The sequence below is a fragment of the uncultured Allobosea sp. genome (assembly GCF_945956895.1).
GTDB lineage: Bacteria > Pseudomonadota > Alphaproteobacteria > Rhizobiales > Beijerinckiaceae > Allobosea.
The window spans coordinates 20,050-41,353 of record NZ_CAMFJF010000014.1 but is presented as its reverse complement, the minus strand read 5'-3'; the positions used below and the strand labels follow the sequence as shown (position 1 = coordinate 41,353).

At 66.7% G+C, this 21,304-nt stretch carries 24 protein-coding genes; 10 read left to right on the top strand and 14 right to left on the bottom strand.

The window, feature by feature from the left end; genetic code table 11:
- The first annotated feature begins 110 nt into the window (after positions 1-110).
- Together grpE and Q0Q02_RS10815 are read left to right on the top strand one after the other, a co-directional pair.
- On the top strand, positions 111-713 hold the full coding sequence (gene grpE / locus Q0Q02_RS10820; protein WP_293809252.1) for a nucleotide exchange factor GrpE: 603 nt from the start codon (positions 111-113) through the stop codon (positions 711-713).
- A gap of 4 nt (positions 714-717) precedes the next feature.
- Complete coding sequence (locus tag Q0Q02_RS10815; RefSeq protein ID WP_293809250.1) at positions 718-1,338, top strand: trimeric intracellular cation channel family protein; 621 nt, start codon at positions 718-720, stop codon at positions 1,336-1,338.
- Positions 1,339-1,511: 173 nt separating this feature from the next.
- Here the strand turns inward: Q0Q02_RS10815 and Q0Q02_RS10810 are convergent, their stop codons facing one another.
- The 3 genes from Q0Q02_RS10810 to Q0Q02_RS10800 form a co-directional block, all read right to left on the bottom strand.
- Positions 1,512-2,132 (bottom strand): alpha-ketoglutarate-dependent dioxygenase AlkB, encoded by a 621-nt coding sequence (locus Q0Q02_RS10810; RefSeq protein WP_293809248.1) that lies wholly within the window; start codon positions 2,130-2,132, stop codon positions 1,512-1,514.
- 2 nt (positions 2,133-2,134) lie between these two features.
- Positions 2,135-2,941 (bottom strand): 4-hydroxy-tetrahydrodipicolinate reductase, encoded by an 807-nt coding sequence (gene dapB, locus Q0Q02_RS10805; protein WP_293809364.1) that lies wholly within the window; start codon positions 2,939-2,941, stop codon positions 2,135-2,137.
- 160 nt (positions 2,942-3,101) lie between these two features.
- Positions 3,102-4,097 carry a TIM44-like domain-containing protein gene (locus Q0Q02_RS10800; RefSeq protein ID WP_293809246.1) on the bottom strand — a complete coding sequence of 332 codons (996 nt, stop codon included), beginning with the start codon at positions 4,095-4,097 and terminating at the stop codon, positions 3,102-3,104.
- 242 nt (positions 4,098-4,339) lie between these two features.
- On the opposite strand from Q0Q02_RS10800, the gene Q0Q02_RS10795 reads away from it, so the two are divergent.
- Together Q0Q02_RS10795 and Q0Q02_RS10790 are read left to right on the top strand one after the other, a co-directional pair.
- Positions 4,340-4,591 (top strand): hypothetical protein, encoded by a 252-nt coding sequence (locus Q0Q02_RS10795; protein WP_293809244.1) that lies wholly within the window; start codon positions 4,340-4,342, stop codon positions 4,589-4,591.
- Between the two features lie 590 nt (positions 4,592-5,181).
- Positions 5,182-6,333 (top strand): extensin family protein, encoded by a 1,152-nt coding sequence (locus tag Q0Q02_RS10790; protein ID WP_293809242.1) that lies wholly within the window; start codon positions 5,182-5,184, stop codon positions 6,331-6,333.
- A 132-nt stretch (positions 6,334-6,465) separates the two neighbouring features.
- On the opposite strand, the gene mepA is transcribed toward Q0Q02_RS10790, so the two are convergent.
- Positions 6,466-7,404 (bottom strand): penicillin-insensitive murein endopeptidase, encoded by a 939-nt coding sequence (gene mepA, locus Q0Q02_RS10785; RefSeq protein WP_293809240.1) that lies wholly within the window; start codon positions 7,402-7,404, stop codon positions 6,466-6,468.
- A 116-nt stretch (positions 7,405-7,520) separates the two neighbouring features.
- On the opposite strand from mepA, the gene Q0Q02_RS10780 reads away from it, so the two are divergent.
- Together Q0Q02_RS10780 and Q0Q02_RS10775 are read left to right on the top strand one after the other, a co-directional pair.
- On the top strand, positions 7,521-8,501 hold the full coding sequence (locus Q0Q02_RS10780) for a tripartite tricarboxylate transporter substrate binding protein (RefSeq protein ID WP_293809239.1): 981 nt from the start codon (positions 7,521-7,523) through the stop codon (positions 8,499-8,501).
- Positions 8,502-8,592: 91 nt separating this feature from the next.
- Positions 8,593-8,763: a DUF3309 family protein gene (locus tag Q0Q02_RS10775; RefSeq protein WP_293809237.1), complete on the top strand. Its 171-nt coding sequence runs from the start codon at positions 8,593-8,595 to the stop codon at positions 8,761-8,763.
- 95 nt (positions 8,764-8,858) lie between these two features.
- Here Q0Q02_RS10775 and Q0Q02_RS10770 read toward each other — a convergent pair whose 3' ends face one another.
- From Q0Q02_RS10770 to rpsA, 6 genes are all read right to left on the bottom strand, one after another.
- Positions 8,859-9,806, bottom strand: a complete 948-nt coding sequence (locus Q0Q02_RS10770; protein ID WP_293809236.1) for an ornithine cyclodeaminase family protein — start codon at positions 9,804-9,806, stop codon at positions 8,859-8,861.
- Positions 9,806-10,144 carry a LapA family protein gene (locus Q0Q02_RS10765; RefSeq protein ID WP_293809234.1) on the bottom strand — a complete coding sequence of 113 codons (339 nt, stop codon included), beginning with the start codon at positions 10,142-10,144 and terminating at the stop codon, positions 9,806-9,808. The genes Q0Q02_RS10770 and Q0Q02_RS10765 overlap by 1 nt, the downstream gene beginning before the upstream one ends.
- 177 nt (positions 10,145-10,321) lie before the next feature.
- Complete coding sequence (ihfB, locus tag Q0Q02_RS10760) at positions 10,322-10,606, bottom strand: integration host factor subunit beta (RefSeq protein ID WP_047576935.1); 285 nt, start codon at positions 10,604-10,606, stop codon at positions 10,322-10,324.
- Positions 10,607-10,634: 28 nt separating this feature from the next.
- Positions 10,635-11,606, bottom strand: coding sequence for a signal peptide peptidase SppA (sppA, locus tag Q0Q02_RS10755; protein ID WP_293809232.1), 972 nt, complete (start codon positions 11,604-11,606; stop codon positions 10,635-10,637).
- A gap of 70 nt (positions 11,607-11,676) precedes the next feature.
- A complete protein-coding gene (locus tag Q0Q02_RS10750) occupies positions 11,677-12,966 on the bottom strand; it encodes an Hsp70 family protein (protein WP_293809231.1) in 1,290 nt (429 codons plus the stop codon).
- Positions 12,967-13,158: 192 nt separating this feature from the next.
- Positions 13,159-14,862 carry a 30S ribosomal protein S1 gene (gene rpsA, locus Q0Q02_RS10745; protein WP_293809230.1) on the bottom strand — a complete coding sequence of 568 codons (1,704 nt, stop codon included), beginning with the start codon at positions 14,860-14,862 and terminating at the stop codon, positions 13,159-13,161.
- A gap of 437 nt (positions 14,863-15,299) precedes the next feature.
- Here rpsA and Q0Q02_RS10740 point away from each other — a divergent pair, with 437 nt between their 5' ends.
- Positions 15,300-15,857 (top strand): LemA family protein, encoded by a 558-nt coding sequence (locus Q0Q02_RS10740; protein WP_061968393.1) that lies wholly within the window; start codon positions 15,300-15,302, stop codon positions 15,855-15,857.
- A gap of 37 nt (positions 15,858-15,894) precedes the next feature.
- On the top strand, positions 15,895-16,968 hold the full coding sequence (locus Q0Q02_RS10735; protein ID WP_293809228.1) for a M48 family metallopeptidase: 1,074 nt from the start codon (positions 15,895-15,897) through the stop codon (positions 16,966-16,968).
- Here Q0Q02_RS10735 and Q0Q02_RS10730 read toward each other — a convergent pair whose 3' ends face one another.
- The gene (locus Q0Q02_RS10730; protein ID WP_293809226.1) at positions 16,969-17,874 is read right to left on the bottom strand and encodes a hypothetical protein; all 906 of its coding nucleotides are present in this window, start codon (positions 17,872-17,874) and stop codon (positions 16,969-16,971) included. It abuts the gene before it with no gap.
- On the bottom strand, positions 17,871-18,479 hold the full coding sequence (locus tag Q0Q02_RS10725; RefSeq protein ID WP_293809225.1) for a 2-hydroxychromene-2-carboxylate isomerase: 609 nt from the start codon (positions 18,477-18,479) through the stop codon (positions 17,871-17,873). The genes Q0Q02_RS10730 and Q0Q02_RS10725 overlap by 4 nt, the downstream gene beginning before the upstream one ends.
- Positions 18,480-18,827: 348 nt before the next feature.
- On the opposite strand from Q0Q02_RS10725, the gene Q0Q02_RS10720 reads away from it, so the two are divergent.
- Positions 18,828-20,060: an argininosuccinate synthase gene (locus Q0Q02_RS10720; RefSeq protein WP_293809223.1), complete on the top strand. Its 1,233-nt coding sequence runs from the start codon at positions 18,828-18,830 to the stop codon at positions 20,058-20,060.
- A 91-nt stretch (positions 20,061-20,151) separates the two neighbouring features.
- Here the strand turns inward: Q0Q02_RS10720 and Q0Q02_RS10715 are convergent, their stop codons facing one another.
- Entirely contained in the window at positions 20,152-20,436 is a 285-nt protein-coding gene (locus tag Q0Q02_RS10715; RefSeq protein WP_293809221.1) for a GIY-YIG nuclease family protein, read from the bottom strand.
- A 172-nt stretch (positions 20,437-20,608) separates the two neighbouring features.
- Here Q0Q02_RS10715 and Q0Q02_RS10710 point away from each other — a divergent pair, with 172 nt between their 5' ends.
- Entirely contained in the window at positions 20,609-20,962 is a 354-nt protein-coding gene (locus Q0Q02_RS10710; protein ID WP_293809219.1) for a hypothetical protein, read from the top strand.
- A gap of 70 nt (positions 20,963-21,032) precedes the next feature.
- Here the strand turns inward: Q0Q02_RS10710 and Q0Q02_RS10705 are convergent, their stop codons facing one another.
- On the bottom strand, positions 21,033-21,278 hold the full coding sequence (locus tag Q0Q02_RS10705) for a DUF2188 domain-containing protein (RefSeq protein WP_265058013.1): 246 nt from the start codon (positions 21,276-21,278) through the stop codon (positions 21,033-21,035).
- Positions 21,279-21,304: the final 26 nt, after the last annotated feature.

Sequence of the window (21,304 nt, the reverse complement as noted above, 5' to 3'; positions counted from 1 at the left end):
TGCCAGCCCCACGAGGGGCGGCGCAGCCTAGTCTTGATTTGCCGCATTTTCTTCACGCGAACCGGTATCCACTTCGCTCGAAAATGCTGAGAAAGGGACGTGACGATAAAATGACGCAGAACCCTGCGACGGAAGACCCCAACCTCGACGTCGGCGCGGACGCGCCCGAGCAGGCGGCCGCCGCCGAGGCAGGCCTCGCGGCGCAGCTCGCCAAGCTCCAGGCCGAGCGCGACGACCTCAAGGACAAACTGCTGCGCACGCTCGCCGAGATGGAGAACCTGCGCCGCCGCACCGAGCGCGAGATCGCCGATGCCAAGGCCTATGCAGTGACCAGCTTCGCGCGCGACATGCTCGGCTCCTCCGACAACCTGCGCCGGGCGCTGGAAAGCCTGCCGGCCGATGCGATGAAGGCAGCCGATGCTGCGGCGAAGGCGCTGCATGAAGGCGTCGAACTGACTGAACGCGAATTGCTCAAGACGCTGGAGCGCCACGGCGTGCGCCAGATCGACCCACAGGGCGAGAAATTCGACCCCAACCTGCACCAGGCGATGTTCGAGGCGCCCGACGCCACGATCGCGAAGGGATTGGTCTCGAAGGTCGTGCAGATCGGCTACAAGATCGGCGAGCGCGTCCTGCGCCCGGCGCTCGTCGGCGTCTCCGCCGGCGCGCCCAAGGCTCCGGAAGCGCCGGCCGGCGAACCGACCCAGCACTGACGCCGTGTTCGAGGTCGCCGGCGTCGCCATCTTCGCGCTGACCGGCGCCCTCGTCGCCGCCCGCAAGGGCATGGACCCGTTCGGCTTCATCCTGCTGGCGACCGTCACCGGCGTCGGCGGCGGAACCTTGCGCGACATCCTGCTCGGGCGCGGCATCTTCTGGGTGCGCGATCCCAGCGATGTCATCGCCTGCACCGTGGTCGCGCTCGGTGCCTGGGCCCTCGCCTATGTGAGGCCCGGCGTCCTCGAAGGCTGGGCCGGCCGCAAGCTGCTGATCTGGGCCGATGCCGCGGGCCTGTCGCTCTTCGCCGTCGTCGGCACGCTCAAGGGACTCGACGCCGCGGCGCCCGTGCTCTCGGCCGTCGCGCTCGGCGCGATGACCGCGACCTTCGGCGGCATCCTGCGCGACATCCTCGCCGGCGACCGGCCGATAGTGCTGTGGAGCCGCGACTTCTACGTCACCGCTGCAACGGCGGGAGCGGCCATGACCGCTTTGCTCGTCGGTCTTGGCCTGTCCGCTCCAGTCGTCATGCTCGGGGGCCTCGCGGCCGGCTTCGGCCTGCGGGCGGGCTCGCTCCTGTTCGGCTGGTCCTTCCCCAGCCTGCCGCGCAAGACGCCTGATTAAGCGGTACGATCCACCCTTGTCATTCCGGGGCTTCGCGAAGCGAAGAACCCGGAACCCACGACCGGGTGAGACATTCGATGCCGGACAACGAGCGGTCCACCCAGTCGTGGGTTCCGGGTTCGCGCCTGCGACGCGCCCCGGAATGACAAAGGGTGCGCCTGCCCGGACGAAGTCTATTTCGGCTTCGTTACCCGCCGCAAGGTCAGGTTGATCCGCCCGCCCTCCGGCAGCAACGTCGAGGATCCCGTCAGGATGCGGTCGATGCCGTGATAGGCCAGCCGCGCCTCGCCGCCGAAGAGCAGCACATCGCCGGAAGCGAGCTTGAGCGAGGTCGTCTTGCCGCCGCGCGTCGTGCCGCCGATGCGGAAGAGCGCGGCATCGCCGAGCGAGACCGACAGGACAGGCGCATCGAAATCCTGCTCGTCGCGGTCCTGATGCAGGCCCATCTTGGCGCCGGCGGCGTAGAAATTGACGAGGCAGGCCTCGGGCGGATGCGGATAGCCCGCCAGCTCCCGCCAGAGATCGAGAAGCGGCGCCGGCATGATCGGCCAAGGCTCGCCGGTCTCGGGATGATCCGGCTGGTAGCGATAGCCATTGATGTCAGAGACCCAGCCGAGCGAGCCGCAATTGGTCATGCGGACCGAGAAGGGCGTGCCAGTCTTGGGCATGCGCGGCTGGAAGAACGGCGCCTTGCGCGCCACTGCCCTGAGCTCCGCCACCAGCGCCGCCTGCTCCTCCGGCGCTAGCCGGCCCGGCCAGTGGACGACGCCCGGCGCGACGGTGACGCGGGTCATGGTCAGAGCGCGTCGAGGCCGAGCACGTCGGCCATGGAATAGAGGCCGGGCTTGCGCCCCCTGCCCCAGAGCGCGGCCTTGACCGCGCCTTGCGCGAAGAGGCTGCGATCCTCCGCGACATGGGCGAGCTCGAGCCGCTCGCCGCTGCCGGCGAAGATCACCTTGTGGTCGCCGACGACCGTGCCCCCGCGCAGCGCCGCGAAGCCGATCGTGCCGGCCTCGCGCGCACCGGTGATGCCGTCGCGGCCAGCGACGCGCTGCTGCGCGAGATCGACGGTGCGCCCCTCGGCCGCCGCCTCGCCGAGCAGGACTGCCGTGCCGGAGGGCGCATCGACCTTCATGCGATGATGCATCTCGACGATCTCGATATCCCAGTCGGAGCCGAGCGTCGCGGCCACCTTGCGCACCAAAGCCGCCAGCAGGTTGACGCCAAGGCTCATATTGCCGGAGCGGACGATCGGCGTGCGCCTGGCCGCTTCGGCCAGCTCGGCCAGGTGCTTGGGCTCAAGCCCGGTCGTGCCGACGACATGCAGGATACCGGCATCAGCGGCGAGCTTCGCGAAAGCGACTGTCGCCTCCGGCGCGGTGAAATCGAGGACGCCGTCGGCGGCGGCGAAGGCAGCGGCGGCATCACTCGTCACCTTGACGCTCGACATCGGCAGGCCGGCGAGGATGCCGGCGTCATCGCCGAGCGCGGCGGAGCCGGAGCGCTCGATCGCGGCCACGAGCGTACAGCCCTCGGCCTGATCGATGGCGCGGATCAGCATCCGGCCCATCCGCCCGGCAGCACCGACGACGACGAGACGCATATCACTCATGGAAGGCGGGCTCCGGTCTGGCTCTGCGAAGGCAGGCACCTTCGCCAGTAGCGCAATAGGCCGGGCTTCGCCAGCGGAACACCCGAAAGCCGGGCAAAGCAAAACGGCCGGGTCGCCCCGGCCGTTTCTCATTCTCTCACGTCGCTGACGCTCAGGCCGTCTGCTGGATGCCCGAGAGCTTCCAGGCGCCGCCGCGCTCGCGCAGGAAGGTCCAGTACTCGCGGACCTCCTGGGCCTGCGTGGCGCTGCCGTCGACGATCTTGCCGGACTTGCGATCATAGACCGCGTTGATCAGGCTGAAGCGCATCGCAACCGTCGCGTAATCGGTATCCCCTTCCTTCCAGGCCTGAGACAGGTCGCCCTGCAGCAGCTTGACGTCGGAGACGCGATCGGCGACGCCGCGGCGGGCGTTGTCGCTCAGATCCTCGTCGAAATAGCCGAACATCTCGGGCGTCGTCCGCTGGCGCAGGCCAGCCTCGTCCTCGCTCGAGTAGGCGGTGTTGATCTCGCCGAGCAGGCGCTCGAACGCGTTGAAATCCTCGCCCGAAAGCTCGATCGGCTGGGGCTGCGCGGCGGCAGCAGCGGCACCGCCACCGAAGCCGCCCATGGCGGAAGCGGCAGGCTGCGGCTGCGGCGCATCATAGCCCTGGCGGGCATAAGGTGCGCCCGCGCCGGCGAGCTGTGGCTCGGAACGGCGGCGGAAGAAGCGGATGGCGAGCACCACGATACCGGCGATCAATGCGAGCTGCAAAACGAAGCCGAGCATGCCGGCAAGCGAGGCCAGGCCGCTAAAGAAGCCGGAGCCCGAGAGCATGCCGAACAGACCCGCGCCGAGCAGGCCGGCGCCGATGCCCATCATCATGTTGCGGGCGAAGGACGGCCGGGCAGCCTGCGCCGCAGCCGCGCCGGCGGCCGAGGGGCCAGCCATGGACGGCGAAGCCGGCGAGGACGGAGCCGAGCGCTGGAAAGTCTGGGCGCCGCCCGGTGTCGTGTTGGTCGACGGCGGCGCGCTATTGGTGAACGACCCACGGCTGCCCGAGCTGCGGCCGCCGCCCGGACGGGCTTCGGCAACGAGCGGCACGAGCAACAGGGCCCCGGTGACCAGGGCGACGGCACGTCCACGACGGGCGAGCGAAATCAGAGACATTGTTCCTCCCGGAGCCCCCCAATGGGCTCACCGCCGACCAATATGGAGAGAGCCTGCATTCCGCGCAAGGCCCCATCCGGCTAACAGACTGAAATGCCTTACTATTTCAATTCAGTGCATAATTATTCGTTGCGATTGGACCGATATGGTAAGCTGAGGGACCGTCTCGCCATGCGGGGCGCCGGGAGAGCGCCGTGACCGGATCCGGACCGAGGCCTCGCCGACATCGCGTGCTGAGCTGCATGCTCGCACTCGCTGTCCTGTTCCTGCTCAGCGAAGCGGCCGCTGCCAGCGAGCCGGCCATCGCGCTGGACAAGCCGCGCCTCGCCCAGGCCCCGGAGCCACTCTGCTTCTGCTGGAACGACGGCCGCAAGATCGCCGAAGGCTCCAAGTCCTGCATCCGGACCACGCAGGGGCGCAAGGTCGCGACCTGCGGGCGGGTGGTCAACATGATGTCCTGGGAAGTGACGGAAACCGCCTGCCCGGAAAGCTGAGCACGTCCGCCTGAGACCTCACGGCAAAACAAAACGCCGCCGGGACATTACCCGGCGGCGTTGCTTTTATTGCTCTTGTGGTCCTAGCGACTTCGAGCCTGACCGGTTGTCAGAACGCTCCCAGAACGATCGCCATCATGAAAACGAAGGCCGCACCCATGATCAATCGGTCGAGACGTAGCGTGACACTCATCACACCCTCCTGTGTCATTGACCTGTCGTGAAGGCTAGCAGAACTGACGAAGGCCGCAAGGGGGCGGCACCATGGCGGGCCGGCGGCGGAGGCTACATCACCCTTAATTATCGGTTAAATCATTGATTAGATTTGGGGATATTTCTGACTGCGCGATTTCGTCGCGAGCACTGTCCCGCGCTTCGCCACAGCTCCGCCATGGTTAGACCCAAGGCGCCCCACGCTGATCTTGCCAACATCCCGACGGCGGCTTCGGCCGTCGAAATCGGCACCGGTCAAGACCCGGACCGGCGCATTAAGCCCCGATTCACCACGGCGGCAAAGTTAATGCGCCTGTGGCGGCCGGGGCGCAGTCGGTTGAGAAACCATTCACCAAGCGCTTCGCATTTGATGGGTCATGCGACGCGCACATCTCGCCCTCATCGCACTCGGCATCGTCGGCGCAACCGGCCTGGCGGGCTGCGGCAAGTTCCAGAAGCCCCAGCGGGCCGCCTGGCGCGACCAGGCGGAAGCGGCCTGCATGGCCTCCCGCCAGGTGCAGATCTCCTCCTATGTCAGCCTGCGCGGCAAGCCGATCGACGGGCCGGGGACCTGCGGCATGCAGCAGCCCCTGAAGGTCACGGCCCTGCAGAACGGCAGCGTCAGCCTGACGAGCGCTGCCCTGCTGGCCTGCCCGGTCGTGGCGACTACCGACCAGTGGTTCGCCGAGGTCGTGCAGCCCGCCGCGATGAACATCCTCGGTGCGCAGGTGATCGAGATCCGGTCCGGCTCCTATTCCTGCCGGGCGATGAATAACGGCACGGGAACCTCGCGCACCTCCGAGCACGCGTTCGGCAATGCCGTCGACGTGTTCTCCTTCCGGCTGAACGACAACCGCATCGTCACGGTCAAGGAGGGCTGGCGCGGCTCGCCCGAGGAGCAGAACTTCCTGCGCGAGATCTTCGTCGGCGCCTGCACCTATTTCGGCACGGTGCTCGGCCCGGGCGCCGATCCGATGCACTATGACCATTTCCATATCGACCTCGCCCGGCACTCCAAGGGCCGGCATATCTGCAAGCCGATCATCAAATACACGCCGAACTACAACCTGCCGCCACCGGACCCGGCGCGCCCCTACATCTCCGCGCAGAGCGCCCCCGTGCCTCAATCTCAGCGCGGCGGCACCCAGGCCGCCACAGCCTATGCCGGCGAGCCGATGCTGCGCCAGCCGAGCGGCGGCCTGCGCCCGCCCGGTGCCTTGCAGGGCGGCTATCCGGTCGCGAATAACGGGCGCGGCCAGGACCACAACCTCGAGGCGCAGCAGCGATTCCTGGAGCAATACGACGCGCGCCAGCAGCAGGGGCGCTTCCAGCCGCAGCCCTTGCCGAGCGAGCGGCGCGGGCCGCTCACCCTGCCGGGCGCGGTCGAGCCCTCGGAGGAAGAGGCCGCCTTCGGCGATGGCGGCGGCTCGGGCGTCATGGACCAGCAGGGCTCGGAGGAGGCGCTGCCGATCAACCCGCAGAACGACCCCTTCGCCTACAGCTCCGCGCGCGTGCCACCGCGGCGCTGAAATAACTGGACTCGTCATTCTCGGGTGGAGCGAAGCGCAGACCCGAGAATCTCTGGCCGAAAAAGGTTCGTCGACCGCTGGTCATGAGATGCTCGGGTCAAGCCCGAGCATGACGGCAATCGAGGCCGAAGCTCAGCGCGAGACCAGCACCTGCCGGCATTCCGGCGGCAGGGCATCGAGCGACATCGGCGGCTTCGGCTTGGGCTTCGGTCCGGGCTTGGGCTTCGGCGGGTTGAAGATCGCCTGATGTTGGCGCTCGACCCAGCCGCTGAGCTCCGCCCCACAGCCATCGCCGAAATTCGGCGGTTCCTGACCCTGGCAGCTCGCCATCCCGGCCGGACAGGCCAGCCGAATGTGGAAATGGTAGTTGTGGCCCCAGATCGGCCGCACCTTGTCCAGCCAGCTCTTGTCGGCGCCGGCCTCGCGGCAGAGCGCGACCTTGAGCGCCGGGTTGACGAAGATGCGCTCGACCTTCGGCTCGGCCGCGACGGTGCGGATCAACCTCGTGTGCGCCGGAGTCCAGTTGCGGGGATCGACATCGCGCCAGTCGGAGCGCGCCATGTTGACCGCCGACATGTTCTCGCGCTGCTCGCGATCGAGCCGGCCGCGCGGCATCGGCGTCAGCCAGACATCGGCATCGAGCCCGATCTGGTGCGAGGCATGGCCGGTCAGCATCGGCCCACCGCGCGGCTGCGACATATCGCCGACAAGCAGGCCCGGCCAGCCGGTGATGCGCGGCACGTCGCGGGCGAGCTTCTCCAGATAGTCGATCAGGGCGGGATGGCCCCAGTTGCGGTTGCGGTTGAGCCGCATGACCTGCCAGCTCGGCCCGTCGACCGGCAGCGCCTCGGCGCCGGCCAGGCAGCCGCGTGCATAGGAGCCGATGGCGCGCGCCTGCATGCTCGCCGGCTCGGTCTTCTGGCCGAAAAGCGAGCGGGCGGCATCGGGCCAGGCCGCGATATTGGCGGCGCGGGTCTTCGCTTCCTGATCCGCAGTCGATTGGGCAAATGCCGCCGTCGATAGGAGGGCAAGCGCGGCGAGAGAGCCTGCGATTCGGGAGAGGTTGCGCATGGCGGGAGAATCGCCGCGACCGTCCATGCCGGTCAAGCGCGACGGCTGGACAAGCGCCGCGGCGAATTGCAGCCTTGCGCGATGGCGACGCAGAGCGCCGCTCCGGGAGGACATCGATGACCGTGAAGATCGACCGCCGCGCGCTTCTCGCCGGCACCAGCGCCCTGCTCGCGGCCCCCTCCATCAGCTTCGGCCAGCAGCCATGGCCACAGGGGCGCGTCCTCAAGCTCGTGGTGCCGTTTCCGCCGGCGGGCGCGACCGACCTGCTGGCGCGCCTCGTGGCCGACAAGCTCGGCCAGGGCTGGGGCACCAATATCGTGGTCGAGAACCGGCCGGGTGCCGGCGGCAATATCGGCACGGACGCCGTCGCCAAGGCCGAGCCGACCGGAGACACCTTCCTGATCGTCTCAGTGGGAATGGCGACCAACCAGTATCTCTACCAGAAGCTCAGCTACGACCCCGCCAAGGATCTGGCGCCGATCACCATGGTCGCGATGGTCCCCAACCTGCTGATCGTCAACAACAACCTGCCGGTGAAGAATGTCGCCGAGCTGATCGCCTATGCGAAGGCCAATCCCGGCAAGCTCACCTATGGCTCCTCCGGCATCGGCACTTCGGTGCATCTCTGCGGCGAGCTGTTCCAGAAGCTGACCGGCACCAAGATGGTGCATGTGCCCTATCGCGGCACGGCGCAGGCGACGCAGGACCTGATCGGCGGCCGCATCGACCTGATCTTCGACAATATCCCGCAGGCGTTGCCGCATGTGCGCGCCGGCTCCGTCCGCGGCTTCGGCATCACCACCGCGAAACGCTCGCCGACGGCGCCCGAGTTTGCGCCCATCGCCGATACCGTGCCGGGCTTCGACGTCTCGTCATGGTTCGCGCTGTTCGCCCCGGCCAAGACACCGCCCGCTGTCATCGCCAAGATCCAGACTGACACCAAGGCGGCGATCGCGGATCCTGCGGTGCGCGCGAAGATGGATGCGCTCGCGGCCGAGCCGGTCGGCAACAGCCCGGCCGAGCTCGGCGCCTTCCTCCAGGCCGAAATGAAGCGCTGGGGCGACCTGATCAAGGAGGTCGGCCTCAAGGTGGAATGACCGGCAGCCGGCCCCGCGGAACCGCGTCTTCACGGCCGGCGTTTCCCGCTAGACTGCGCCCGAAAGGGGCGCCCATCTACGGGAATTCGCCATGTCCACCGTGCTCATCATCGTCCTGCTCGTCCTCCTGCTGGGAGGCGGCGGCTATTACGGGCATCGCAGCTATGGGTCGGCAGGGCTCGGCGGCGTGCTCGGTCTCGTGCTCGTGATCGTCCTGATCCTGTGGCTGCTCGGCGCCATTGGCGGCGCGCGGATCGCCTGAGCCAAACGAGCGAACCGTCAGCCAGGCCGCGCGAGATTGCTTGGGCTTGGCGATCGGTGCGACGGGATTGTCCCTCCGCCCGATCGCCTCGAGCGTCAGGAACGGTTGTCCCAAACGGCCACCGCAGCCGCCAGATCCTCGAGCGCGACGCCGACCGACTTGAACAGCGTGATCCCGCCGCCCTCGACCGGGCCGGCGATCCGGCCATGGCAGAGATCGGCCAGCGTGCCCGCCACCTTGTCGGCGCTGTAGCTGCCCTCGGCGATGGCGACGGCGACGTCGCCGCCCTCGTCGATCGCCTTGCTGGAATCGACGATCACGCGGGCGCGGTGCAGCGCATCGGCATCGGCTTCGCGCATCTGCATGGTGAAGCCGCCGATCAGGTCGAGATGAGCCTCGCGCTTCAGCCAATGGCCGTGAATCAGCGGCTCGGTCGCGTTGGTGGCGCAGGAGATGATGTCGGCCGTACGCGCCTCGCCTTCGAGATCGGTGGTGGCGCGGGCCGCGATGCCGTCCTTCGCCAGCTCGGCGACGGTCGCCTCCGCGGCTTCGGGGCGCCGAGCCCAGACCGCGATCTCGGTCAGCGGACGCACCGAGCGATGCGCCTTGATGATGAAGGGCGCGAGCGCGCCGGCGCCCACCATCAGCATGCGGCTGGCCTCGGGGTTAGACATGTAGCGGGAGGCCAAGGCCGAGGCCGCCGCCGTGCGCCAGGTCGTCAGCCGGTTGCCGTCCATCACCGCGAGCGGCTTTCCGGTCGCGCCGTCCATCAGCAGATAGGCGCCCATCACGCCCGGCAGGTTGCGCTTGCCGTTGCCGAAGAAGACCGAGACGATCTTGGTGCCGATATAGGGATTGGCAACATCCGGCCCGCTCCAGGCCGGCATGGTCAGCAGGATGGCGTCCGTCTCGCCGGGACGCTCGATCGCATACTGGCCGCGCTTGGGCGCAATCACTTCGCTACGGAAGGCGTCGTCGAGAATGTCGATCAGGCCGGGATAGCTCAGGGCCGCATCGATCTCGGCCACATCGAAAAGTCGCATCAATTCCGTCCGTTGGTCAGTGCCGGCAGCGCCGAGTCGGGCACGGCCGAGCGCAGCGCCTGGGTTTCGGAGCGCAGCGCCTCCGCCTCACGGCGGTTGCGGCGCGCCGCCTTGCGGTGCTTGCCCTGGGCCAACCACGAAGCCAGGCCACCGACGAGAACGCCGATGGCGATCGCGGCGAGCACCACCGCGAAGAGCGGCAGCTCATACGAGAGCACGGGCAAGTCGCGGCTGAAGGGGTCGAGCGAGACGCGCACCGCGCCGCGATTGGCGACCGAGAACAATACGATCACCAGTGCGATGGGAACCAGCACCAGCGCCTTGAAGAAGGCCTTCATCGGGTTTGTGCCCTTTGCATGTGCGAGCCCTCATCCTGAGGAGCAAGCCGGTAGGCTTGTGTCTCGAAGGATGCTCCAGATGCCACCGGAACCTCCTGGATCACCCTTCGAGACGCCGCTTCGTGGCTTCTCAGGGTGAGAGCTGGAGATGGACCCAGCCCTGAAAAACGCTTCGGCTCAGTCCTTGCCGTTGAGGCGCAGCCGCAGCTCCTTGCCCGTCTTGAAGACGGGGACGAACTTCTCCTCGACTTCCACCGCGTCGCCGGTGCGGGGGTTGCGGCCGATGCGGGCCGAACGGCCCTTGCGCGAGAAGGCGCCGAAGCCGCGCAGTTCCACCCGGTCGCCCCGCGCCAGAGCTTTCACGACCTCGTCCAGGATGGCCGAGACGATGTTCTCGATGTCGCGCTGGTAAAGATGGGTGTTGCGGTCGGCGATCCGCTGAACGAGTTCGGATTTAATCATCGCTGGAGTATAACCATTTGTATCAACATCATTTTTCAGCGGCAGGCTGCCAGAGCGCCAAGGGCGCGTCAAGCCGCAAGCCGACCGGCTGGTCCGCCGCCCGCGCGATCGTCGCGGCGAGCGCATCGAGACCCGCACCACGCGCCATCGCCTCGGCCAGGCTCCACAGGCCGAAGGAGGAGGATTGGCTGCGGCGACGCCAGTCGCGAACCTTCAGGTCCTTGGCGACGCTCTTCTCGCGCTCCATCCAGGCGATGGCGTCCTGTTCGCCGCCGATCTGGTCGACGAGCTTAAGGTTCAGCGCCTGGCGGCCGGAATGGACCCGACCGTCCGAGACCGTGGCCACCTCGCCCTCGGCGAGATGGCGGCGGTCGCGCACCATGTCCTTGAACCAGGCGTAGTTGTCGTTGACGACGCGCTGCAAGGCATCACGCGCCTCGGGCGAAGTCGGTTCGAAGCCGCTCGGCGCCGCCTTGAGCGGGCTCGACTTGATCGACTCGACCTTGACGCCGACGGTATCCAGCAACTGCGAGACGTTCGGGAACTGGAAGAGCACGCCGATCGAGCCGACGAGCGAGGTCTGGCGGGCGACGATGCGGTCCGCCCCCATCGCGGCGATATAGCCGCCGGAGGCCGCGAGGCCGTCGACGACCGCGACCATCGGCTTCTTCGCGGCGAGCTGGCGCAAGGCCGTATGCAGCGCTTCGGAGCCCGAGGTCGTGCCGCCGGGGCTGTCGACACGCAGCACGACAGCCGACACCGCCTTGCTGTCCTCGACCGACTTGATCAGATCGAGCGTGCGGCGATCGCCGGAGATGAAGCCGGAGATCGTGATCCGCGCGATATGCGGGCTCGACAGGCTGCCCGTGCCGGCGCCCTTCCAGGCGAAGCCGCCGATCACCGCCGCGACGATCACGCCGAGCACGGCGAGCACGCGCCAGAGCGTCAGCTTGCGCCGCAGGCTGCGGCGGTCTGCGAGCAGATCGGCATCGGACGACATCGGGAGGCTCCTGGAACTGGGTCCGTGATGTAGACCCGCCGCGCCGGACGGGCAAGGCGCGAGGGCCGCCTCAGGCCGCGACCGAGGCGCGCGCCCGGTCGAGCGCGAGCAGCGCGAGGCCGCTCGCGACCGAACGGAAGGCGTCGCCGATATGCACCTTGCCGGCGCCGAAGCGGCGGTCGAACAGGCTGCGCACGGCTGGAACGTAAGACGTGCCGCCGGTCATGAAGACCGCTTCGATCCGGTCGCCACCGAGCCCGGCCTCGGCCAGCGCGCGATCGAGCGCGCTCTCGATTGCGCCGACGTCATCGGCGATCCAGCGCTCGAAATCGGCGCGGCGGATCGGCTTCTCGATGGTGACGCCCATCTGGCTGAAGCTGAGCGTCGTCTCCTCCTTGTCGGAAAGCGCGACCTTGGCCGCGGAGACGGCGCGGTAAAGCTCGTAGCCAAGATCGTATTCGATGACCGTCAACAGATCCTCGAGCTTGCCGGGCTCGACCGCCTCGCGGATCAGGGCGTTGAGCTCAGCCATGGTCTCGCGGCTCTTCATCAGCGAGAGCTTGTGCCATTGCGCGAAGGCGGCGTGGTAATGGGCGGGCACGGGCAGGAGCTTGCCGAAGGAGTGGTAGTCCGTGCCCTTGCCAAGCGCCGGCGAGACCGCGTGCTCGATGATGCGGTAGTCGAAGGTGTCGCCAGCGACGCCGACACCGGCATGGGAGAGCGGGATCGCTTCCAGGCCGCCATTGCGGCCGGGCTCGAAGCGCATCACCGAGAAGTCGCTGGTGCCGCCGCCGAAATCAGCGACCAGCATGGTCTGCGGCGTCTTCAGGTCGCGGGCGTACCAATAGGCGGCGCCGAGCGGCTCATAGGCGAAATCGACCTGGCTCATGCCAGCCTTGCCGTAGGAGCCCTTCAGGCGGCCGACTGCCAGCTCCTCGTCAGGGCGCTCGCCGGCAAAGACGACCGGGCGGCCGGAAACCAGCGGCAATACGTCATGGCCCGGCAGGTCCGTCGTGAGATCGGAAAGGAAGACGCCGATCAGGTCCTCCAATTGGAAGAGCTTGCCGAAGAGGCGGGTCTCCTGGAAGGCGCGGCTGGAGAGATGGGTCTTGAGCGATTGCAGGAAGCGATGCTCGGTCGTCATGCCTAAGGCCATGTCGAGCGCATCAGGGCCGCTGACATGGGTGATGCGGGTCTCAGGCGGACGCCCCTCGCGCCAGAACATCAGCGCCGAGCGATAGGCATCGACCGCGCCCTGCTTGGTAGCAAAAGAGCGCGTCATGACCGATCCGTCCGGCCCCGCCAGCGCGACGACGCTGTTGGTGGTGCCGAAGTCGATGCCGATAGCGGCGGGGGTCATGGCAGGCTCCTTTTATGGCGTCATGGTCGGGCTTGATCCGACCATCTCGGAAACCAGTGCTCTCTGGTCCTGAGATTCTCGGGTCTGCGCTTCGCTCCGCCCGAGAATGACGAGCAGGACCGAAACAAAAGCCCGCGCGGATCGCTCCGCGCGGGCTGTCTTGGATGTCCGGCCGCTTTCGCGGCCGAAACCTCACTTCTTGTCGGTGGCCTTCTTGAGCGCAGCGCCCAGGATGTCGCCGAGCGAGGCGCCGGAATCGGCGGAGCCGTACTGGGCCATCGCCTCCTTCTCCTCGGCCATCTCCAGGGCCTTGATCGAGACCTGGATCTTGCGGGCCTTCTTGTCGAAGAGCACGACGCGGGCGTCGATGCGCTCGCCGGCCGCGAAGCGCTCGGGGCGCTGCTCGGAGCGATCGCGAGCCAGCTCGGCGCGCTTGATGAAGGTCATCATGTCGGTGTCGGCGATCTTCACGTCGAGACCCGATTCCTTCACCTCGACCACCTCACAGGTGACGATCTGGCCCTTCTTGAACTCGCCGGCATCCACGAAGGGATCGCCGCCGAGCTGCTTCAGGCCGAGCGAGATGCGCTCCTTCTCGACGTCCACATCGAGAACGACGGCCTGCAGGACGTCGCCCTTCTTGTATTCCTCGATGACCTGCTCGCCCGGACGGTTCCAGTCGAGATCCGAGAGATGGATCATGCCGTCGATGTCGCCTTCCAGGCCCAGGAACAGGCCGAACTCGGTCTTGTTCTTGACCTCGCCCTCGACCGTCGAACCAGCCGGGTGCTGCTCCGCGAAGAGCTCCCACGGGTTGCGCAGGGTCTGCTTGAGGCCGAGCGAGATGCGGCGCTTGACCGGATCGACCTCGAGGATCGCGACGTCGACTTCCTGAGAGGTCGAGACGATCTTGCCGGGGTGGACGTTCTTCTTGGTCCAGGACATCTCGGAGACGTGGATCAGGCCTTCGATGCCCGGCTCCACTTCGACGAACGCGCCGTAGTCCGTGATGTTGGTCACGCGGCCCTTGAGGCGGGTGCCGACCGGGTAACGCTCGGCGATGCCATCCCACGGATCGGCCAGCAGCTGCTTGATGCCGAGCGAGATGCGGTGCGTGTCCTGGTTGATCTTGATGATCTTGACCTTGACCGTCTGGCCGATGGTCACGACCTCGGACGGATGGTTGACGCGGCGCCACGCCATGTCGGTGACGTGCAGCAGGCCGTCGATGCCGCCGAGGTCAACGAACGCACCGTATTCGGTGATGTTCTTGACGACGCCGTCGATGACCTGGCCCTCTTCGAGCGAGGCGACGAGCTCGGAACGAGCCTCGGCGCGGGTCTCTTCGAGGACGGTGCGGCGCGACACGACGATGTTGCCGCGGCGGCGATCCATCTTGAGGATCTCGAAGGGTTGCGGCTGGCCCATCAGCGGGCCGACGTCGCGGATCGGACGGATGTCGACCTGCGAGCGCGGCAGGAAGGCAACGGCGCCGTCGAGGTCGACGGTGTAGCCGCCCTTGACGGTGTTGAAGATCATGCCGGTGACCTTCTCGCGGGCCTCGAAGGCCTTCTCGAGCTTGACCCAGCTCTCTTCGCGGCGAGCCTTGTCGCGCGAGATGACGGCTTCGCCGAGCGCGTTCTCGATCCGGTCCAGATAGACCTCGACCTCGTCGCCGACGTTCAGTTCCTGCTCACGGCCGGGGCCGGTGAATTCCTTGAGGGCGACACGGCCTTCGGTCTTCAGACCGACGTCGATGATCGCCATGTCCTTCTCAATGGCAACGACCTTGCCCTTGATGACGGAACCTTCGAGGGCCTCGTTGCGGGTGAACGATTCCTCGAGCAGGGCGGCGAAATCCTCGCGACCCGCGCTGTAGCTTTCAACTGCAGACATGTAATCTCCTGGGAGCCGGCCGCGTATCCCGCGGATGTCCGGCTTTAGGCGCCGTGGTTGGTGCTGCGTTCCGGATCGCGGCCGTCGGCACCTCCTCTCGGAGGTTTCCGCCTCCCCGTCAGACGGGGCCGGCGGAGGCGCCAGGACCAGCGGCTCGATCCGTATCCGGCAGGCATGCCTCCAACACGAAACGGGAGCAGGTCTCCTGGACCGCCCCCGGCACATGATCGATCACGGCCCTTCGGACAAGAGGCGATGTAATGCAAGCAAGGCGCCGGAGCAAGGCCGAAGCCCTGCCCGCGGCGCCGATTTGGCATCGTCATCCCGGCATCCCCTATTCGAGGGAGCCTGCACCATCTGATATCGCGTAGCTTCCCCGGCCTTACGCTTCGTGCAAGGCTGTGGGCGGATTTCGTCTGCGATTTGGGAGGGGTGCCATGGGCTGGGCCATTCTGGGGCTGATCGTCGTCCTCGTCGTCTATCTGATCATGACCTATAACGGGCTCGTCGCGATGCGGCAGCGCGTGAACCAGGCCTTCGCCGATATCGACGTGCAGCTGAAGCAGCGCCACGACCTGATCCCGAACCTCGTCGAGACGGTGAAGGGCTATGCGACGCACGAGAAATCGACGCTCGACGCCGTGATCGCCGCCCGAAATGCAGCGCAAGGCGCGACCGGCGTCCACGACAAGGCCGCCGCAGAACAACAGCTCTCCGGCGCCGTCGGCCGACTGCTTGCCCTCGGCGAAGCCTATCCCGACCTCAAGGCCAGCGCCAATTTCCAGCAGCTCCAGGTCGATCTCGGCAATGTCGAGGACAAGCTCGCGGCGGCGCGACGCTTCTTCAACAATGCGGTGGGCGAGTTCAACGCCGCGATCCAGGCCTTCCCGGCCGTGCTGTTCGCACCGCAGATGGGCTTCACCCAGCGCGAATTCTTCGATGTCGGCCCCGAGACCAGGGCCCAGATCGAGGTCGCGCCCAGCGTGAAATTCTGACCGCAGAATAACATTTCCAGCAGGCGGAGCAGCTGCGATGGCCGAGGCCTTCGGGCTCTATACCCACCAGCGCAACAACCGGATCAGGTCCAACCTCCTGATCGCCGGGCTCTTCCTGCTCGTCTATCTCACCGCCTGGGGCCTGCTGCTCGTCGCCTTCGGCTATGGCGGCGTGCCGCGCGGGCGCACCGCCTTCGGCGAGGCCGGCCGCGTCTTCCGCTCCTGGTTCCCCTTCATCACCGCGGCGGCGATGCTCTGGGTCTTCGTCGGCTTTCGCATGAATGTCGCGATGATCAACGCGGTCACGGGGTCGAAGGGGCTCGCGCGCGAGGACAACCCCAAGCTCTACCGGATGCTGGAGAATCTCTGCATCTCGCGCGGCTTGGCCGTGCCGAAGCTCGCCATCGTCGAGAGCGAGGCGCTCAACGCCTTCGCCAGCGGCGTCAACGACAGCCAGTTCACGGTCAGTGTCACGACCGGCTTGCTTGCCCAGCTCAACGATGCCGAGGTCGAAGCCGTCCTGGCGCATGAACTCACCCATATCCGCAATGGCGACGTGCGCCTTATGGTGATCGCGGTGGTGATCGCCGGCATCGTCTCGTTCGTCGGCGAGATCGTGTTCCGCGGCTTCGGCCGCAGCCGGATCAGGGTTTCCTCCGACGATGCCAAGAAGGGCAACGGGCTTGCCATCGTCGTCGGCATCGCCGTGATCGCGATCTCCTGGTTCCTGGCAATCCTGATCAGGTTGTCGCTGTCGCGCTCGCGCGAGTATCTTGCCGATGCCGGTGCCGTCGAATTGACCAAGAACCCGGACGCGATGATCTCCGCCCTGCTGAAGATCTCCGGCCGGGCCGATATCGAGGGCGTGCCATCCGGCGTGATGGACATGTGCTTCGAGAACGACCCCGACGATTTCGCCGACCTGTTCTCGACCCACCCCTCCGTCACGAAGCGCGTGCAGGCGCTGATCGAGACGGCCGGCGGGCGGATGCCGGCGATGCCGCCGCATCCGCCGAAGATCGGCGAACGTCAGGACCTGCCGACCATGGTCGAGGAAACCGCGGCACGCGGGCCTTGGGCCAAGCCGCCGCAGGCTCCCGGCCAAGGCTGATCAGGCGACGAGCTTCGCCGGGTCGATCTCGAAGACCAGTGGATAGAAGGTGTTCCACCGGTTCCAGCGCTGCGTGCCGGCCTCGCTGACCGCCCAGAGCTTCCCGTCCGGCGCGAGGCCGAGATCCTCGATGCCGCCGGGCACAGGGTAGCGCGCCAGCACGACGCCCGTGGCGGGATCGAGCTGCGACAGGAAGGCCGGGCGGTTGCCCGAGCTCTGCGAGATCCAGACCTTCCCTGCCTTGTCGAAGGTCGCGCCCTGCGCGAAGAGCGGCAGCGGCAGGATGGACCGGCTATCGCCCAGGCCGATCGGCGCCTCGCTGTCCGCTAAAATGCGATCGATGGGGACGGCGTGCAGGTTCGGCGCGCCTTCGCGGCGATAGGGGCCGAACCAGAGCGCATCCTCGGAAGCCGCCAGGAAGGATGGTCCCATCTGCTTGTCGACGCGCACCTCTTTCAACGGCGCGCATTCGCCGGTGCGGCAGGATTCCTTGAAATCGAGCGCGAGAAGCCGGCCGGAATTGGCGACGAACAAGGTATCGCGCGCCGTGGCGAGGCCACCGGGATGGCCATAGGTCGCCGGCAGCGCGAAGCTGCCGAGCAGGCGCCCGTCCCGACGCGAAAGCCTGAACAGCCGCGCCGGACCGTTGTCCTGCTCGCGCTCGGTGCTGCGATAGGCGGCGATCAGGACCTCGTCGCCGAAAACCGTGAGCCCCTGCGGGACATACCCCTCGTTGAGACCGGGCGACCAGTAGCGCCGGCCGATCGCTGCGGCATTGGGCACGTCGGTGAGCTCGCGCGCATCATAGGTCGGTGCGTCGCCAGGCAAGACCGGGCGCGCACGCGCGGCCGAGGCCAGGCACAGGCCCGCCCCCACCATCAACATGCGCCGCCGATCAAGGATCATCGCCCATCCGTCGCCCATTCCAGTGCTTCCTCCAGACGGTCATCGCCCCAGAAGAGTTCGCCGTCGCCGGCAACGAAGAAGGGCGCCCCGAAAATGCCGATCGACTTGGCATATTCGATCTCGGCGCGCAGGCGACCCTTGACCTCCTCGCTGCGCGACAACGGCAGAGCGACATTGGGATCGCTGCCGGCCTCCTTCAGCGCGGCGCTCAGCACCGCCTCCTCGGCCATGTTGCGCCCCTCGCAGAAATGCGCGCGGAACAGCGCCTTCGAGAAGGCCGGCGTCCAGCCGCCATCGCGGCCAGCGAGCGCGAGCCGTGCGGCCGTCAAGGAATTCTGGGGAAAATTATCGGGCTTGACGATGGCAACGCCCTGCCGCCGTCCGCGCCGCGCCGTATCGCGCCACATATAACGCCCCTTGCTGGGATAAAGCGCAAAGGGCGAGGTGTTCCAGCCCTGCGCCGCGAAGATCGGGCCGAGCAGGAAAGGCCGCCAGCGCAGGGTGACGCCGGCCTTTTCGGCCAGCTCTTCGATTCTGAGGGCACTCAGGCAGGAATAGGGCGACGCGAACTCATACCAGAAGTCCAAAACGGGACGATTCGGCATTCAGCCTCCGAACAGGTCGTCATGTCGTGTCGCGCCCGATCGAGCCTGCGCTCTTCGTAACGCGACCGCAAGCGCCGCGAATGGCGCCTGTGGAATGGGGGGACGACGCGTTCGCCCGCGCCGATCCATCACAGGACGACGCGGGATCGATCAGAAGGTTCCGATTGCTTCGCCCCGAGTGCTGCGATAGTGCGCCATTGCGTCCGAAACGCGGCCCATGGGGGTTGTTGGCGCATCTCCGCGTTTCTTCGAATCGTGGAGATGTTCTAGGTCTTTGTTTTATCGCATTTTCTTCATGCGAACCGGCATCTACTTCGCTTGAAAATGCTCTGGTAGGAAATTGAACAGATGGCTGACAGCAGCGTGAAAAAGGTCGTCCTCGCCTATTCCGGCGGTCTCGACACCTCGATCATCCTCAAATGGCTGCAGACCACCTATCGATGCGAGGTCGTGACCTTCACCGCCGATCTCGGCCAGGGCGAGGAGCTCGGACCGGCGCGCGACAAGGCGCTGCTGCTCGGCATCAAGCCGGAGAACATCTATATTGAGGACCTGCGCGAGGAATTCGTGCGCGACTACGTCTTCCCGATGTTCCGCGCGAATGCCGCCTATGAGGGCGTCTATCTGCTGGGCACCTCGATCGCGCGGCCGCTGATCGCCAAGAAGCTGATCGAAATCGCCGAGAAGACCGGCGCCGACGCCGTCTCCCATGGCGCGACCGGCAAGGGCAACGATCAGGTCCGCTTCGAGCTCACTGCCTATGCGCTGAAGCCCGACGTCGTGGTGATCGCGCCCTGGCGCGAATGGGACCTGCGCTCGCGCGAGCAGCTGATCGCCTTCGCCGAGCAGCACCAGATCCCGATCGCCAAGAACAAGCGCGGCGAGGCCCCGTTCTCCGTCGACGCCAACCTGCTGCATGCCTCATCGGAAGGCCGCGTGCTGGAGGATCCGGCGGTCGAGGTGCCCGATTACGTCTATTCGCGCACGATCTCGCCGGAAGACGCGCCGGACAAGCCGACGATCGTCACGGTCTCCTTCGAGAAGGGCGACGCAGTCGCGATCGACGGCGTGAAGCTCTCGCCGGCGACGCTGCTCGCCAAGCTCAACGATCTCGGCCGCGACAACGGCATCGGCCGTCTCGATCTCGTCGAGAACCGCTTCGTCGGCATGAAGTCGCGCGGCATGTACGAGACGCCCGGCGGCACGATCCTGCATGCGGCCCATCGCGCGATCGAGTCGATCACGCTCGACCGCGGCGCGGCGCATCTCAAGGACCAGATCATGCCGCAATATGCCGAGCTGATCTATAACGGCTTCTGGTTCTCGCCGGAGCGCGAGATGCTGCAGGCCCTGATCGACAAGAGCCAGGAGTTCGTCACCGGCGATGTGCGCCTCAAGCTCTACAAGGGCGGCGTCCATGTCATCGGCCGGTCGAGCGACTACTCGCTCTACGACCAGGACCTCGTCACCTTCGAGGAAGGCGCGGTGGCCTACGACCATCGCGACGCCGCCGGCTTCATCAAGCTCAACGCGCTGCGCCTGCGCACGCTCGGCCAGCGCAAGAAGAAGCTGGGGCTCTGAGACCAGCTCTTGAAGCGCGTCATCCCGTGCGCGCTGCGGCATGTGAATGCCGCTGCGCAGACACGGGACCGCGTGACGATAAAAGCTCCCATCACCCGGTGAGGTCAGACCACGCCGGGTTTTCCTTTTCGATCAGCACCACTTTCCAGGCGCGGCGCCACTTCTTCAAAACCTTCTCACGTTCGATCGCCTGATTGGGGTCGTCGAAGGTTTCGACGTAGACGAGGCGATCGATGTTGTATTTCGCCGCATGTCCCTTGATCGCGTGGGCCTTGTGCTCGTTGATCCGGCGTTCGAGGTCGTTCGTGATGCCGATATAGAGCGGGCCGTCCTTCCGCGTCGCGAGGATGTAGACGGCGTAGCTGCGGGCGGTCATATCGGCTCCGATCCTGAGAGATGGAGCTTAATCCGGCACGCGATCCCGTGTCTGCGCAGCGGCACTTCGCGCCGCAGCGCGCACGGGATGACACCCTTCAAAAGCACCGCTTCATGAACCCGCGCCGCCTTCGCGCGTTCAGCACTCACCGATAAACCTGAGTGCTCCTCGCATGCTTCGCTTCCTCGCCCCCGCGCTAACCTTCGCCTTGCTGCTGACGGCCCCTGCCCTCGCGCAAGAAGTCCCACCGAAAAGCGAAAAGCCCGCCACGCCTGAGATCGCGACCTGCAAAGCGGTCGCGCTGCAGGCGCTCCATGCCAGGGAGCCGGAGATCAAGGATATCTATATCGACGAGGACGGTGCCACGGTCGCGGTGTCGGAGACGAAGATCGAGGATATTCCCGTCACCCGTATCGTCATGAGCGAGGCTTATCTGCGGACCGATCGTTCAGACAAACCGCGCCGCTTCCTCTGCCTGCTCGGCGAGAAGAACAAGGTGCTGCTGACCTTCTTCACGGCACGTTGAAACGGATCAGCAGGCGAAAGCGAAAGGGCCGCCCTGCGGCCCTGTTGCACGTCATCCGAACGGGCCACGCTCAGCTTCCGTCGACAACCCGGGTCACGGGCCGGTCATGGCCATCCGCCAGCTCCTCGTGCCAGCGGCCGTTCTGATCCTGATAGACGATTCCGTCGGTGTTCCCCGCCACCGTCTGGCGGGCGGCGGCACGGGTCGCAGCCTTCAACGCCGCGTCATGCGTCGGAAAGGTTTCCGACAAGGCTCCGCCAGCCCTGTAGGCCCAGCCGCCGTCGTGCTCGACAACCTCATACTTGACCATGACCATCGCGCACCCTCCTTTCGCTCGAAGGA